The 15,100-nt window shown below is 65.6% G+C and carries 15 protein-coding genes and 1 tRNA gene; 14 read left to right on the top strand and 2 right to left on the bottom strand.

The features are described from left to right. The first annotated feature begins 52 nt into the window (after positions 1 to 52). The 11 genes from rlmB to KW836_RS24995 all read left to right on the top strand — a co-directional run bounded on the left by rlmB (position 53) and on the right by KW836_RS24995 (position 10,108). Positions 53 to 790, top strand: coding sequence for a 23S rRNA (guanosine(2251)-2'-O)-methyltransferase RlmB (gene rlmB / locus KW836_RS25045; protein WP_175124583.1), 738 nt, complete (start codon positions 53 to 55; stop codon positions 788 to 790). A gap of 45 nt (positions 791 to 835) precedes the next feature. Next, positions 836 to 2,080 (top strand): cystathionine gamma-synthase family protein, encoded by a 1,245-nt coding sequence (locus tag KW836_RS25040; protein ID WP_175124727.1) that lies wholly within the window; start codon positions 836 to 838, stop codon positions 2,078 to 2,080. 57 nt (positions 2,081 to 2,137) lie between these two features. Continuing rightward, entirely contained in the window at positions 2,138 to 2,818 is a 681-nt protein-coding gene (locus KW836_RS25035; RefSeq protein WP_175138754.1) for a Fe2+-dependent dioxygenase, read from the top strand. 354 nt (positions 2,819 to 3,172) lie between these two features. Continuing rightward, positions 3,173 to 3,445 carry an HU family DNA-binding protein gene (locus tag KW836_RS25030; RefSeq protein ID WP_003812968.1) on the top strand — a complete coding sequence of 91 codons (273 nt, stop codon included), beginning with the start codon at positions 3,173 to 3,175 and terminating at the stop codon, positions 3,443 to 3,445. Between the two features lie 145 nt (positions 3,446 to 3,590). Beyond that, a tRNA-Val gene (locus KW836_RS25025) sits at positions 3,591 to 3,666 on the top strand. Positions 3,667 to 3,992: 326 nt separating this feature from the next. Further along, positions 3,993 to 4,793: an energy transducer TonB gene (locus KW836_RS25020; RefSeq protein WP_218345074.1), complete on the top strand. Its 801-nt coding sequence runs from the start codon at positions 3,993 to 3,995 to the stop codon at positions 4,791 to 4,793. A 1-nt stretch (position 4,794) separates the two neighbouring features. Next, entirely contained in the window at positions 4,795 to 5,769 is a 975-nt protein-coding gene (locus KW836_RS25015; protein WP_175138753.1) for a MotA/TolQ/ExbB proton channel family protein, read from the top strand. Continuing rightward, the gene (locus KW836_RS25010) at positions 5,769 to 6,263 is read left to right on the top strand and encodes a biopolymer transporter ExbD (RefSeq protein WP_175125771.1); all 495 of its coding nucleotides are present in this window, start codon (positions 5,769 to 5,771) and stop codon (positions 6,261 to 6,263) included. The genes KW836_RS25015 and KW836_RS25010 overlap by 1 nt, the downstream gene beginning before the upstream one ends. Before the next feature lie 63 nt (positions 6,264 to 6,326). Continuing rightward, positions 6,327 to 6,998: a response regulator transcription factor gene (locus tag KW836_RS25005; RefSeq protein WP_006218435.1), complete on the top strand. Its 672-nt coding sequence runs from the start codon at positions 6,327 to 6,329 to the stop codon at positions 6,996 to 6,998. A 114-nt stretch (positions 6,999 to 7,112) separates the two neighbouring features. Then, complete coding sequence (locus KW836_RS25000; protein WP_063952906.1) at positions 7,113 to 8,183, top strand: HAMP domain-containing sensor histidine kinase; 1,071 nt, start codon at positions 7,113 to 7,115, stop codon at positions 8,181 to 8,183. Beyond that, on the top strand, positions 8,180 to 10,108 hold the full coding sequence (locus KW836_RS24995) for a potassium transporter Kup (RefSeq protein WP_175125770.1): 1,929 nt from the start codon (positions 8,180 to 8,182) through the stop codon (positions 10,106 to 10,108). The genes KW836_RS25000 and KW836_RS24995 overlap by 4 nt, the downstream gene beginning before the upstream one ends. A gap of 105 nt (positions 10,109 to 10,213) precedes the next feature. Here KW836_RS24995 and argG read toward each other — a convergent pair whose 3' ends face one another. After that, entirely contained in the window at positions 10,214 to 11,554 is a 1,341-nt protein-coding gene (argG, locus tag KW836_RS24990; protein ID WP_175125769.1) for an argininosuccinate synthase, read from the bottom strand. Positions 11,555 to 11,623: 69 nt separating this feature from the next. Next, positions 11,624 to 12,574, bottom strand: a complete 951-nt coding sequence (locus KW836_RS24985) for a LysR substrate-binding domain-containing protein (RefSeq protein ID WP_218345073.1) — start codon at positions 12,572 to 12,574, stop codon at positions 11,624 to 11,626. 97 nt (positions 12,575 to 12,671) lie between these two features. On the opposite strand from KW836_RS24985, the gene KW836_RS24980 reads away from it, so the two are divergent. The 3 genes from KW836_RS24980 to KW836_RS24970 all read left to right on the top strand — a co-directional run bounded on the left by KW836_RS24980 (position 12,672) and on the right by KW836_RS24970 (position 15,094). Next, positions 12,672 to 13,538 carry an amidohydrolase family protein gene (locus KW836_RS24980; RefSeq protein WP_218345253.1) on the top strand — a complete coding sequence of 289 codons (867 nt, stop codon included), beginning with the start codon at positions 12,672 to 12,674 and terminating at the stop codon, positions 13,536 to 13,538. Between the two features lie 69 nt (positions 13,539 to 13,607). Beyond that, positions 13,608 to 14,561 (top strand): tripartite tricarboxylate transporter substrate binding protein, encoded by a 954-nt coding sequence (locus tag KW836_RS24975; RefSeq protein ID WP_218345072.1) that lies wholly within the window; start codon positions 13,608 to 13,610, stop codon positions 14,559 to 14,561. Positions 14,562 to 14,563: 2 nt separating this feature from the next. After that, positions 14,564 to 15,094, top strand: coding sequence for a carboxymuconolactone decarboxylase family protein (locus KW836_RS24970; RefSeq protein WP_175125766.1), 531 nt, complete (start codon positions 14,564 to 14,566; stop codon positions 15,092 to 15,094). Positions 15,095 to 15,100: the final 6 nt, after the last annotated feature.

Raw genomic sequence — 15,100 nt, 5'->3', positions numbered from 1 at the left:
GGTGGCCCGCCCCCTCTGGGGCGGGTATTCGTTTATCTAAAGGTATTGTTTTATGGCGTCGACCCAAGTCCTGGCCGGGTTTCACGCGGTTGTCGCGCGGCTGCGCCACGCGCCCGAGTCGATCAAGGAAATCTACGTCGAGGCCTCGCGCCGCGACAAGCGCATGCAGACATTCATCGAGCAGGCCGAGCGGGCTGGCTGCCGTCTGCACCCGGTTCCCATGGAGCGTCTGGACGGCCTGTCGCGCGGCACCCGTCACCAGGGCGTCGTGGCGCTGGCCGACGAGCGCCAGTTGGCGGTGGATGTCGACGAAGTGCTCGACGTGATCGAAGGGCCGCCGCTGCTGCTGATTCTTGATGGCGTGACCGACCCCCACAATCTGGGCGCGTGCCTGCGTACCGCCGACGCGGCGGGCGTGCACGCGGTGATCGCGCCGCGTGATCGCGCCGTTGGACTGAACGCCACCGTACAGCGCGTTGCGTGCGGCGCGGCGGATACGGTTCCGTATTTGATGGTGACCAACCTGGCGCGCACCATGCGCAGCCTGAAGGATCGCGGCGTGTGGCTCGTCGGCACGGACGATCAGGCCACTGACAGCATGCACAAGATCGACGCGCGCCAGCCGATGGCCTGGGTCATGGGCGCCGAAGGCGAGGGCATGCGCCGCCTCACGCGTGAAACCTGCGACCAGCTCGTCAACATCCCGATGCTGGGTTCGGTGGAAAGCCTGAACGTCAGCGTCGCCAGCGCCGTCTGCCTGTACGAGACCGTGCGCCAGCGCCAATCGTGATTCGTCTAATCCTGTAGATACCCTTCTTTCTTGCGTCTGCCCATCATGCACCAGAACGGCTTTACCACCACGATCCTCCATTCCGACCGCAATCAATCCGTCGAGCACGGAGCGGTGCACAAGCCGATGCATCCGTCGTCCGAGTTTGCCTACGACGACGCGCGCGAGCTGGCTGCCGTGTTCCAGGGCAAGGCGGGCTTCACGTATGCGCGCCAGGGCACGCCGACCACGACCGCGCTGGAAGCCAAGATCAGCCAGATGGAAGGCGGCAAGGGCACGGTCAGTTTCTCGACCGGCATGGCTGCGCTGGCCGCCATCTTCACCACGCTGCTGCGCCGGGGCGATCATCTGGTGTCCAGCCAGTTCGTGTTCGGCAACACCAACAGCCTGTTCGGCACGCTGCAGGAACTGGGCGTGGAGATCACCTTTGTCGACGCGACGGATTCGTCGCAGGTGCGCGCCGCCATCCAGCCGAACACGCGCATGGTCTTTACCGAAACCATCGCCAACCCGGGCACGCAGGTGGCCGACCTGGCCGTGATCGGCGAGATCTGCCGCGAAAAGGGGCTGGTCTATGTGGTGGACAACACGCTGACCTCGCCGTGGATGTTCCGGCCCGCGTCGGTGGGCGCATCGCTGGTGATGAACTCGCTGTCCAAGTACATCGGCGGTCATGGCAACGCGCTGGGTGGCGCGGTGACCGACACAGGCCTGTATGACTGGGCCGGCAACGAGAATATCTACGAGGCCTATCGCAAGGGGGCGTCGACCGGTTGGGGTCTCACGCAGATCAAGAAAAAGGGCCTGCGCGACATGGGCGGCACGTTGGCCGCCGAGCCGGCGCACCGCATTGCGGTGGGCGCTGAGACGCTGGCGCTGCGCATGGCCAAGCACTGCGCGAATGCGCTGGCGCTGGCGCGCTTTCTGGAAGAGCACCCGGGCGTGGCGAAGGTGCATTACCCGGGCCTTGCAAGCCATCCGCAACACGCGCGCGCCGCGGCGCTCTTCGGCTCGCGGTTCGGCGGCCTGCTGGGCGTCGAGCTGGCAGATGGCGTCGATTGCTTCGACTTCCTGAATCGGCTGCGTGTCGTGCTGATGGCGACGCACCTGGGTGACACGCGCAGTCTGGCGCTGCCGGCCGCCCACACCATCTATTACGAGATGGGCGCGGAGCGCCGCCAGCAGATGGGCATTGCGGACAGCCTGATTCGCGTGTCGGTGGGCATCGAAGACGAAGCCGATTTGCTGTTTGATTTCGATCAGGCGCTCAATGGTTGCCTGAAGGGATAATGCGGCAGGCGCGGCTTCCGCCAGGGCCGCGCCGGCAACGCAATCGGGTAGGAACCCATGCTTATACAGATCGCAGAAGTCTTCACGCCGCAAGAGGCGGCCGACATCCGCCAGCGGCTGGATGCCGCGGACTGGGTAGACGGCAAGGTCACCGCCGGCCATCAATCGGGGCAGGTCAAGCACAACCGGCAATTGCCCGAACAGCATCCCCTGGCGCAAGAGCTCGGCACGCTGATCCTGCAGCGCCTGTCGGGCAACAATCTCTTCATGTCGGCTGCGTTGCCGCGCAAGATCTTCCCGCCGCTGTTTAATCGCTACGAAGGCGGCGAGGCCTTCGGCTATCACGTCGACAACGCCGTGCGCGGCATCGCGGGTTCACCGGAGCGCGTGCGCACCGACCTGTCCGCGACGCTGTTCTTCTCGGATCCCGACAGCTACGACGGCGGCGAGCTCGTCATCGACGACACCTATGGTCCGCGCGCCGTAAAACTGCCGGCAGGGCATATGGTGCTGTATCCGGGCACCAGCCTGCACAAGGTCAATCCCGTGACGCGCGGCGCGCGCGTCAGTTCGTTCTTCTGGATGCAGAGCCTGGTGCGCGAAGACAGCCAGCGCGCATTGCTGCTGGACATGGACGTGGCTATCCAGCGCTTGAACCAGGATGTGGCGGGGCATGCGTCGATCGTGCAGCTCACCGGCATTTATCACAATCTGCTGCGTCGCTGGGCCGACGTTTGATGAAGCTTAAAGTGTTTATTTGGGGTGTCGTGCAAACCCCGAAATTCGCGTTTTTGTTTATTGCGAAAACGGCTAAAAGCTAGTATTGACGCGGGTTGCGGTCAGGTTTTCTCTTGACAGCCGCTCTACGCCAAGGCCTAATACACCTCTGCGTCGCTGACGGTTTGCAGGCAAAAAGCCAGCAAATCCTAAGCGGCGCAGCAGTTTAAAAGTTGTGCTTTGCAGCGCAAGAAAAAAGTTTATCCACTGTCTGTTCGTCGTTTGCCTGGTCTCGCGTCCATTTGTGGCATCCATCCTGACGGCCATGAACTCCGCCCCCCGGCAGACTCCACACCTTGTGAGGGGTACACCTGCATGAACAAAACCGAACTCATCGATCACATCGCCAGCAAGGCCGATATCTCCAAGGCTGCTGCCGGCCGTTCGCTCGACGCCCTGATCGGTGCCGTGAAGACCACGCTGAAGAAGGGCGGTACGGTCACGCTGGTCGGTTTCGGCACGTTTGCCGTGTCGGCTCGCGCCGCGCGCACTGGCCGTAACCCGCGCACCGGCGAAACCATCAAGATCAAGAAGGCCAAGGTGCCGAAGTTCCGTCCGGGCAAGGCCCTGAAGGACGCCGTCAACTGATTGATGGCAGCGGATCGCAAGGCGCCTGGCGCTGCGATTTGCCCACAAGTACGCGGTCCGGTATACTCCGGCCCGCGTATTGCTTTTGAGTACCCCAAATTGGTAATTCCCGCGTGCTAACCGCGCCGGGCAATTGCACTGAAATGGGTGCTTAGCTCAGTTGGTAGAGCGGCGCCTTTACACGGCGTAGGTCACAGGTTCGACCCCTGTAGCACCCACCAGAAGCACACGATCGCGGTTGGGCAGGCACGCCGCGCCACGTTCCGGATCCGCATCTAACCCGCACACGGCGACGTGGCGGGTTTTTTGTTTTTCCGGTGGGCGTTTTCAGTGCCGCTACGCGCGAGCGTCCGCCTTTTTTCGTAAGCGTTTATTGATTCCGCTTTGATCTCCATCAGCGGTGTTACGCTGTTCCATTCGAAATACAACGTGCGAATCATTCGCATTTAAGATACTATGTCGGGCTTGTACCGGTCAGCCGGCGTCGCCGTTTTGTGCGCGTCATTTCTCTGGCTGGCCGGAAAAGTCAATGCACCCTGGCTGATTCATGCCTAGTCTTCAACCCGGTTGGAATTCTTCTTCGCGGTCTTCTTTTGGTATACGCGCAGGCGCTGGCCTGGCGGTCGTCGCGCTTCATGCAGCGGTGATCGGCGCCATCTTCATGGCGCCGGAAAGTCGTCCTGAATTGGAGGAACCCGAGGCAATCATGGTGAGCGTGGTGGATGCCCCCATCCCCCAGATCGCCAAAGCCGAACCCACTCCCGAAGTGCCGCAGCCGGTGACCGAGACGCCGCCCGAGCCTGAACCCGAGATCGAGCCCGAACCCGAGTTGAAGCCCGAGCCGGAGCCGGAACCCGAGCCCGAACCGGTGGTGGAAAAGCCGCCGATGCCGGCGCCCAAGCCGCCTCCGCCCAAACCCAAGCCCAAACCCAAGCCAAAGCCCAAGCAGGAAGTCAAACCCGAGCCCAAGCCTGAAACGCCGCCGCAGCCGACGCCGCCCAGTGGCGCGCCGGAAGGCACGCAGGCGCCGCAGGGCCCGACGCAGGGACCACCTCCCGATCAGCCCGTGCTGGTCTCGAGCATCGAGTTCCAGGGTGCGCGTCCGATGCCCAACTATCCGATGGCTTCGCGCCGCATGCGGGAAGAGGGCCGGGTCGTGGTGCTGGTGGAAATCAATACCCAGGGGTTGGTCGAGCGGGCAACCATCGATGCTTCGTCGGGCTTTCCGCGCCTGGACGAATCGGCGCTGGCAGCCGCCCGCAAAGGCCGCTTCAAGCCGTACACCCGTAATGGCGTGGCTTATCCCGCCAAAGCAAAAATTCCGTTCGATTTCGTAATGAGGAACTGAGATGTCCAACGCACTGCATAGCGCCACTCTGGTGGCGCAGGCGACCACCAGCCCGGCAGCGCCGGCTGCAGGCGCCGCGCCCGCGGCCGCCGCGGCCGCACCCGCAGCCCAGCAAGCCGCCACGACGGGCGGCGATGTAGTCCAGCAGGCTGCTGGCGCCGTTCAGCAATCGGCCGACGCGCTGCACAGCGCCGCGGCGGCGCTGCCGGCCGCGCCTGCGCCCGCGCCCGTCCCCGACATGGGCTTCCTGCACTTCGTCGCCCAGAGCGACTTCGTGGGCAAGAGCCTGTTCGTCATCCTGATCCTCATGTCGCTCGTGACCTGGTATCTCATCCTGGTCAAGGCAGGCAGCAACGTCAGCATGCGCAAGCGTTCGGCAGACTTCCTGAACAAGTTCTGGAATGCCAGCTCGCTGGAACAGGTCGAGCACGAAATCAACACGCACGGCGCGCGCGATCCGTTCTCGCATCTGGCCAGCCACGCGATGCACGCGCAGGCGCACCACAACAAATTCGGCGCCACCAAGCTGGAAGAGTCGGGCAGCAATTCGGATTTCGTCACGCGCACCATGCGCAAGGTCATCGACGAAGAAACCGCCAAGCTGGAAAACGGCCTGACCGTGCTGGCCTCGGTGGGTTCGACGGCGCCGTTCGTCGGTCTGTTCGGCACGGTGTGGGGCGTGTATCACGCGCTGGTCGGTATCGGCCTGTCCGATGGCGTGACCATCAACCGCATCGCCGGTCCGGTGGGCGAAGCCCTCATCATGACGGGTCTGGGCCTGGCGGTGGCTATTCCGGCCGTGCTGGCGTACAACACCTTCGTGCGCAACAACCGCGTGTACTTGTCGCGCCTGGATGCCTTTGCACATGACCTGTTTGCGTTCCTGACCACCGGCCAGCAAGTTGCGCTGTCCGACGGCAAGGTGCGCGCGCTGCGTCGCCAGAACGGCCACGCGGCTCAACGCGGGAGCGAATAATGGCCTTTGGCAGCTTTGAGGGTAAAGGATCCGGAAGCCATGCGGTGTCCGAGATCAACATGGTGCCCCTGATCGACGTCATGCTGGTGCTGCTGGTGATCTTCATCATCACGGCGCCGCTCCTGGCGCACTCGATCAAGATCAACATGCCCCAGGTGGCTGCCGAGCAGATCGAGGAAGAACCCAAGACCGTGGACCTGGCGATCGACGCCGCGGGCGCACTGTTCTGGGACGAGAAGCCGGTCAATATCGACGACCTGCCCAATCGCTTCAAGTCGATCGCCGGCACCAAGCCGCAACCCGAGATCCGCATCCGCGCCGATCAGAACACCCGTTACGAAACGCTGGCCAAGGTCATGGCCTCGGCGCGCCGCTCGGGCATGACGCGTATCGGTTTCGTCACGACGCCGCCCTCGGGTGGTGCTCCGGCGGCGGGTGCTCCCGCTTCGGGCGCACCTGCCGCGGCTCCGGCCCCGGCACCGTCCGGCCGGTGAACGAATCCAGGAAGGGGGCGCATTTCGCGCCCCTTTTTTTTTGGATCGCGCTAGAATCGCGGCATGCGAGTTCTGGTAATCGAAGACGACACCACCCTGGGCCATGCGCTCCAGGAATTCCTGGCCGACCAGGGTTATGCGGTCGACTGGCTGACTGAGGGCGACCGGGTTCTGGGCGCGCTGGCGGGCCAGCCGTATGACCTCATGCTGCTCGACCTCAATCTTCCCGGCATGAGCGGCCTGGACGTGCTGCGGCAACTGCGGCAGGACGGCAATCAGGTTCCCGTGCTCATCCTCACCGCTCGCGATGGCATCGAAGACCGCGTTGCCGGTCTGGACGCCGGAGCGGACGACTACGTCACCAAACCCTTCGAACTGCCCGAGCTGGCCGCGCGTGTGCGCGCCTTCGGCCGCCGCCGTGCCGGCCAGGCCCAGCCGCTCATCGAAGTCGGCCCGCTGGTGTTCGACACCGTCGGCCGCGAAGTCCGCGCCAATGGCCAGCGCCTGTCGCTGTCGGTGCGTGAACTTTCCGTCCTCGAAATGCTGATGGCCCGCGTGGGCCGCGTCGTGACCAAGCGCCAGATCGTCAATTCCCTGTCCGCCTGGGACGCGGATTTCAGCGAGAACGCCGTCGAAGTCTACGTGTACCGCTTGCGCAAGCGCCTGGAAGGCACGGGCGCCAGCATCCAGACGGTACGTGGCTTTGGCTACATGCTGGATGTGGAAACGGCCTGACGGGCCGGCCGCGGCCGGCGATCGCCGTCCGCGCGTTTTCATCCGCCTCATCGAGGGCTTCGCGCCATGACGCAGGAACGCACCCCCCAACCGTCTCCGGCTGCGCGCCCCCCCATGCTTCCCTCCCGATCGCTTGCCCGGCATCTCGTCATCCGGTTGATGCCGCCCATTCTGCTGCTCGTCCTGCTGGATCTGGCGGCAACCTGGGTCATCACCCACAAGATCGACATGTCGCTGTGGATGCTGGAAGACTTCTTCTGGCTGATGGTCGTGGGCCAGGTGGCGTTGATCGCGCTGTTTGCATGGGTGGTGATGCAGGGTGTGCGGTCCGGCCTGCGGTCGGTGAACCATCTGTCTGAAGAAATCCGGCAGCGTTCCATCGACGACATGCAGCCGCTGGAGGTTGCAGGTGTGCCGGTGGAGATCGAACCGCTGGTCACGCACACCAATGATCTGCTGCTGCGGCTGGATGCGTCGCTGGCCGCGCAGCGGCGCTTCATTGGCCACGCCGCACATCAGTTGCGCACGCCGCTGTCGGGCCTGCGGCTGGAATCCGAACTCATGCTGGCGCGCCCCTTGCCCGACGACGTGCGGGCCCGTGCAGAGCGCATCAAGGCAGTCAGTGACCGCATGATCCGGCTGGGCCAGCAGCTGCTGGTGCTGGCCCGCGCCGATCCCAATGCGCGCCCACAGGACAGCTTTGTGCGCATCGACCTGTGCGAGTGGGTGCGGGTGCATGGCGCCGAATGGTTTCCGCGGGTGCGCGAGGCGCACTACGAATTGGATCTGGCCGCGCCCGAAACGCCCATCTGGATCGACGCGGACCCCTTGCTGCTCGCGGAGCTGCTGGGCAACCTGATCGATAACGCGCTGCGCTATGGCAACCCGACGGGGCGCATCACGCTGATCGTGGGCGCCAATCCGCCCTCGCTGACCGTCGAAGACGACGGCCCCGGCATTCCGCCCGAAGAGCGCGACCGCGTGTTCGAGGCGTTCTACCGGTCGCCCACCGCGACGGCCGGCGGTTCGGGCCTGGGACTGGCCATCGTGCGAGAAATCGCGCACGCGCACGGCGCGTGGTGGAAGCTCACCAGCCGGCCCGATTTTTCCGGAACGCGGCTGTCCGTCGTATTCCCCGGCCCTCGGAAGGGGGCTCAACTCACTCGCCAAGAACCCGCATCATGAGCCAAGGCACGGTCAGCGCTGCTTCTTTGCCCCCAGGTCACCCGGGCGGCGCCCACGCCCCATCCTCGCGTGCGGCGCTGGTCCTGGGCGCGCTGGGCGTGGTGTACGGCGACATCGGCACCAGCCCGCTTTACACGCTGCGCGCCTGTCTGACCGGCCTGAGCGTGCATACCGACCTGGAGCCGGCCCATCTGCTGGGCGTGCTGTCCATCCTGTTCTGGATGCTGATGGTGGTGGTGTCCCTGAAATACGTGATGCTGGTGCTGCGCGCGGACAACCGCGGCGAGGGTGGCACGCTGGCGCTGCTGGAACTGGCGGTGCGCGCGCGCGAGGGCAAGCTGCGCTGGGTGCTGATTGTGCTGGGTATCTTCGGCGCGGCGCTGTTCTACGGCGATAGCATGATCACGCCGGCGATTTCGGTGTTGTCGGCGCTGGAAGGCATCGGCATCGTGTCGCATACGCTGGACCACTGGGTGGTGCCGATCGCGCTGGTCGTGCTGATCGCATTGTTTGCGATCCAGTCGCATGGCACGGCCGCCATGGGCAAGCTGTTCGGTCCGGTGATGTTCCTGTGGTTCGCCACGCTGGCGGCCCTGGGCGGCTGGCAGATCTGGCAGACGCCCGAGGTGCTGGCCGCGCTGAACCCGATGTGGGGGCTGCGCTTCATCGTCGAAGCGCCGTGGGTCAGCTTCGTGTTGCTGGGCGCGGTGGTGCTGGCGCTGACCGGGGCCGAGGCCCTGTATGCCGACATGGGCCACTTTGGCCGCCCGGCGATCCGCCGGGCCTGGTTCAGCATGGTGCTGCCGGCGCTGACGCTGTGCTACTTCGGCCAAGGGGCGCTGCTGCTGCGCGATCCCACCGCCATCCGCAATCCGTTCTTCCTGATGGCGCCGGAATGGGGGCTTGCCCCGCTGGTCGCGCTGGCCACCATCGCCACCATCGTGGCGTCGCAGGCCGTGATCTCCGGCGCCTATTCGGTGACGCGCCAGGCAGTGCAGCTGGGCTTCTGGCCCCGCATGCAGATCCTGCACACGTCCGCGATCGAGAAGGGCCAGATCTATCTGCCGCAGGTCAACGCGCTGCTGCTGTGCGCGGTGCTGATCCTGGTGCTGTGGTTCCGCAATTCCGACAACCTGGCCGCGGCCTACGGCTTTGCGGTGACGGGCACGATGTTCACGACGTCGGTGCTGGCGTTTGCGGTGCTGCCGCGCGGCAGCACGGGCATCAAGCGCATGATGTGGTTCCTGGTGCTGGGCCTGTTGCTGCTGCTGGACGTGCTGCTGTTTTCGGCCAACGTCTTCAAGATTCACGAAGGCGGCTGGCTGCCGCTGGTGGTGGCGATCGTGGTGTTCACGCTGATGATGACGTGGCGGCGCGGCCGTCGTCTCTTGTCCGACATGCAGCAGCGCGACCGCCAGCCGCTCAAGGAATTCATGGAGCAGCTCGAGCAGTATCCGCCGTCGCGCGTGCCGGGCACCGCCATCTTCATGACGATGAATTCGGGCAACGTGCCGCCAGCGTTGCTGCACAACCTGAAACACAACAAGGTGCTGCACGACCACGTGCTGTTCCTGTCGATCCAGTCGGCCGACGTGCCGTATATCGCGCCCGAAGAGCGCTTCGAGGTGAACAAGCTCAGCGCATCGAGCTGGGCTGCGACGGTCACCTACGGCTTCAAGGAAGATCCGGACGTGCCGGAGGCGCTGCGCCTGATTGCCGAAGCGTATCCGGAGCTGGACCTGGAGCCGATGCGCACGTCGTTCTTCCTGTCGCGTCAGACGGTGGTGGCGGCCAGGAAGCCCGCCTTGTCGCGGTGGCGGCGCGCGGTGTTCTCGTTCATGGCGCGCAATTCGACCCGCAGCACCAAGTTCTTCAAGATCCCGGCGAACCGGGTCGTGGAGATGGGCATGCAGGTCGAACTGTAGAAGCCGCGCTGCCCGCGTCGCGGCCTCGCCGCGCCGGGCCACAACAGCCAGGCGAAAAAAAACCCTCGGTGTGAACACTGAGGGTTTTTGTTTGGCCTTGAAGAATTACTTCTTCGAGGTCGTGTCCTTCAGTTGGGGCAGCGACGTGCCGCTGGAGGCGAGCAGGCCGGTCTTGACGTACGTGAACAGCTTTTCGCGCGTGTCGACGATGTCGAGGTTGCGCATGGTGAGCTGGCCGATGCGGTCCGCCGGCGTGAAGGGGGCATTTTCCACCTTCTCCATGGACAGACGCTCGGGCGCGTACGTGAGGTTGGGCGACACGGTGTTCAGCAGCGAATAGTCGTTGCCGCGGCGCAGTTCGATGGTGACTTCGCCAGTGACGGCGCGGGCCACCCAGCGCTGGGCGGTTTCGCGCAGCATGATGGCTTGCGGGTCGAACCAGCGGCCCTGGTACAGCAGGCGGCCCAGCTTGCGGCCGTTTTCGCGGTACTGCTCGATCGTGTCTTCGTTGTGGATGCCGGTGACCAGGCGCTCGTAGGCGATGAAGAGCAGGGCCAGGCCCGGGGCCTCGTAGATGCCGCGGCTCTTGGCTTCGATGATGCGGTTTTCGATCTGGTCGCTCATGCCCAGGCCGTGGCGGCCGCCGATGCGGTTGGCTTCGAGCAGCAGTTCGACGGGATCAGCGTATTCGACGCCGTTCAGGGCGACGGGCTGGCCTTCTTCGAAGCGGACCGTGACTTCCTCGGCCTTGACGGCGACGTCGTCGCGCCAGAACGCCACGCCCATGATGGGCTTGACGATGCGGATGCCGGAATTCAGGTGTTCCAGGTCCTTGGCTTCGTGCGTGGCGCCGAGCAGGTTGGAGTCGGTGGAGTAGGCCTTTTCAGCCGACATCTTGTAGTCGAAACCGGCTTGGCGCATGTATTCGGACATTTCTGAACGGCCGCCGAGCTCGTCGATGAAGCGCTGGTCGAGCCAGGGCTTGTAGATCTTGAGTTCCGGGTTGGTGAGCAGGCCGTAGCGGTAGAAACGCTCGATGTCGTTGCCCTTGAACGTGCTGCCGTCGCCCCAGATGTTGACGTTGTCTTCCTTCATGGCGGCGACCAGCATCGTGCCGGTGACGGCGCGGCCAATGGGCGTCGTGTTGAAGTACGTGATGCCGGCGGTCGAGATGTGGAACGCGCCCGACTGCAGGGCGGCGATGCCTTCGGCCACGAGCTGCGCGCGGCAGTCGATCAGGCGGGCGTTTTCGGCGCCGTAGGCCAGGGCCTTGCGGGGAATCTCGTCGTAGTCGGATTCGTCGGGCTGGCCCAGGTTGGCGGTGTAGGCGTAGGGGATGGCGCCGTTGTTGCGCATCCAGAGGAGCGCAGCGCTGGTGTCCAGGCCGCCGGAAAAGGCGATGCCGACTTTCTGGCCGGTGGGCAGGTTCGGGAGGATAGTGGTCATTGTTTGAGGTGAGACGCCAACAGGACTTTGACAGCAACGAGCCGCCAAACAAGAAAATAGCCCGCCATTTTAACTCTTTTGAGGGGGGCTGGCCGCCGGGGTTGCGGCGCAGGGGGCGCCCGGCGCGAACAGCTCGGCAAGCCGCAGGCCGCGGATCAGCTCGCCCGTGGCCGCGGCCAGCCGGGTGGCTGGGCGATGGCGGGCGCTGGCCAGCACCAGGTTGTTGGTGATGGTGGGCGAGCCGATGGCGCACAGGGACAGTTCATGTTCGGCGGCCGGACCGCGCGCCGCCGAGCGCGGCAGGATGGCGTAGGCGTCGCCCTGCGCGGCCAGTTCCACGATGGTCTGCACGGCGTCGACCTCCGCCGCGACCTTGAGCCGCACGCCTTGCGCACGGCAGACGCTTTCGACGAGGGTGCGGATGGCGTTGGGCAGGCTGGGCAGCACCAGCGGATAGTCGCCCAGCCGCGCGACCGGCACGCGGGCGGGCAGGGGCGGCTGATGGCCCGCGGCCGCGGCCAGGACGAGGTCTTCGCGAAAGAGTGACTCGTAGACCAGTTGCGGGGAAGGGGCGGGATCGTACAGCAAGGCCAGGTCCACCCGGCCGGCGAGCAGCCATTCGCGGACCTGGGCGCTCAGGCCTTCGGCCACGGCGATGGAGGCATCGGGAAAATTCTGGCGGAACGCCTGCACCAGCGGCGGCGTGAGCACGCGCGCGATCCGGGGCGGCAGGCCGATCATGACCTTGCCGGTGGGCGTTTCGCGCAGCGTCTGCAGATCCTCCTTGGCGCGCTCGGCCAACGCCAGCAGGGCGCGGGCGTGCTCGAGAAAGCGCAGTCCCGCTTCCGTGGGTTCGGCCCCGCGCCCGTTGCGGTAGAGCAGGTGCTGGCCCAGCTCCAGTTCCAGCAGCCGCACCTGACGGCTCAGTGTGGGCTGCGCGACGTCCAGCATTTCAGCGGCGCGCGAGAAGCTGCGTCGCTCGGCCACGCGCACGAAGTACTCGATCTGCTTGAGATCCATCGGGATATTAGGTTTTTCGATATCAGAAATATACGGTATAGCATTGTTCGCCCACCGGCATTCCGCGACCATGGCGCTTTCCATGCAGGAAGTCCCCGTGCCCGATTGCCGTCCGCCGCTTGCCTCGCCCTCCCGTCCCCGCCACGCGCTGCCGCCGGGCGCGTGCGACGCGCATTGCCACGTCTTCGGACCGGGCGATGTGTTTCCGTATGCCGAAGGCCGGTCGTACACGCCGCCGGACGCGTCGTTCACCAGCATGGCGGCGCTGCATGCCCATCTGGGCATCGGGCGCGCGGTCGTGGTGCAGGCCAACTGCCACGGATCGGACCACCGCGCCTTGCTGAATGCGCTGGCGCGCAGCGAAGGGCGTTATCGCGGCGTGGCGCTGCTGGGCGCGGACGCCACTGCTGCCAGCGTCAAGGCGCTGCACGAAGGCGGCGTGCGGGCTGCGCGGTTCAACTTCGTGCCGCATCTGGGCGGCGCGCCCGAGCCGGCGGTGTTCGACCACGTGGTCAAGCTGATCGCGCCGTTGGGATGGCACCTGTGCTTGCACGTGGACGGCGCGATGCTGCCCGAACTGCTGCCGCGACTGCTCACGCTGCCGGTGCCGTTCGTCGTGGACCACATGGGCAGGCTGAAGGCGGCCGATGGGCTTGATTCACCGGCGATGCGCGCGTTGCTAAGCCTGGCGGACGTAGGCCAGGCGTGGGTCAAGGTGTCCGGTATCGACCGGATCGCCGCCGGCCGCCGTCCCTTTGCGGAAGGCATTCCCTTCGTGCGCGCGCTGGTGGAGGCCTTGCCGGACCGCACCTTGTGGGGCACGGACTGGCCGCATCCGAATGTGGCCGGCGATATGCCGGACGACGGTGAACTGGTCGACACGTTTTTCGAAGCGTGCCCGGACGCCGGACTGCGCCAGCGCGTGCTGGTGGACAACCCGGCGCGGCTTTACGGATTTCAGTAGCACAGAGAAAGCGGAACGAGGGCCAGGAAGCCCCCGCCGCAAGCACATCCCCATCAACGAGGAGACACCATGTTCAAGAAAATCATCTCGGCCGCCGTGCTGAGCCTGGCCGCCGCTGGCGCGGCCCACGCCGACGGTCCCGTGCGCCTGATCATCGCGTTCCCGCCGGGCGGCCCCGTGGATCTGGTGGGTCGCGTGCTGGCCGAGCAGCTGGGCAAGGAGCTCAAGCAGAACGTCATCGTCGAAAACAAGGCGGGCGCCAACGGCAACATCGCGGCCGCCTACGTGGCCAAGGCGCCCGCCGACGGCTCGGTGCTGTTCCTGACCAGCGTGGGCGCGGTGGCAATCAGCCCGGCGCTGTACAAGGACCTGCCGTATGACCCCGCGCGCGATTTCGCGCCGGTCTCGCGCGTGGTGAACAACGCCACGGTGTTCGTGGTGAATCCGTCCAACCCGGCGACGGACGCCGCCGACTTCGTGAAGAAGTCGCAGGCCGCGTCGCAGTCGGTCGCCATCGGCTCGTCGGGCATCGGCAGCATTCCGCATCTGACGCTGGAAATGTTTGCCGATTCCAGCAAGGCCAAGGTGCTGCACGTGCCTTACAAGGGCGCGGCGCCCGTCATCAACGACGTGATGGGCAATCAGGTGTCCGGTTTCTTCGGCGACGTGCCCGGCCTGATCGGCCATATCCAGGGCGGCAAGCTCAAGCCGTTGGCCCTGGCCGCGCCGACACGCCATCCGCTGCTGCCCGACGTGAAGACGATGGCCGAGCTGGGCATCCCCGGCGTCGAATCGAACAACTGGTACGGCCTGGTCGCACCCGCGGCCACGCCCGCCGCCACCGTCGACAAGCTGAACCAGGCTGTGCGCGCCGCGCTGGCCAACGAGGCCGTCCGCGCCCGCCTGGAGAAGTTTGGCGCCGAGGCCGCGCCCAGCACGCCGCAGGAACTGGGCGCGCTGATCGCCGCTGACCGCGAAAAATGGACCGCGCTGATCCAGCGCAAGAACATCCGTCCGGAGTAAGCATGAGCGCCCGCCGAATCGAACCCGTGGTGCCGGGCACCCGCCCGGAGCTGGCCGTGCTGGAGGCGCGCATCGCCGCCGCGCGCGGCCGCATTTCGCCGCTGTACCAGGTGCTGCTGAACAGCCCGGCGGTGGTCGAGGGCTGGGAAGCCATGCTGACCGCGATCCGGCAGAAGACGTCGCTGGCGCCGCGGTTGCGCGAGCTGATCATCCTGCGCGTGGCGACGTTGAACAATGCGCCCTACGAGTTCGAGGCGCACGTGCCGCACGCGCTGGCAGGCGGCATGCCGCAGGCCGTCATCGACGTCCTGCGCGGCAATCCCGCGCCAGATCAGGTGCAGGGGCTGGAACCGGGCGAAGCCGAGGTGCTGGCGCTGACGGATGCCATGACCCGCGACATCGAGGTGCCGGACGCGGTATTTGCACCGCTGCGCGAGCGCTACGATGATGCGCAACTGGTGGAACTGACGGCGACGGTCGGCGCGTACAACATGGTGTCGCGCTTTCTGGTCGCCTTGCGCGTCGGACATTGAAGGAGA

Origin of the sequence: Achromobacter sp. ACM05 (assembly GCF_019218915.1) — a bacterium.
GTDB lineage: Bacteria > Pseudomonadota > Gammaproteobacteria > Burkholderiales > Burkholderiaceae_B > Achromobacter > Achromobacter animicus.
The sequence above is the reverse complement of the archived record's forward strand: the minus strand, read 5'-3'. Positions and strand labels throughout refer to the sequence as shown.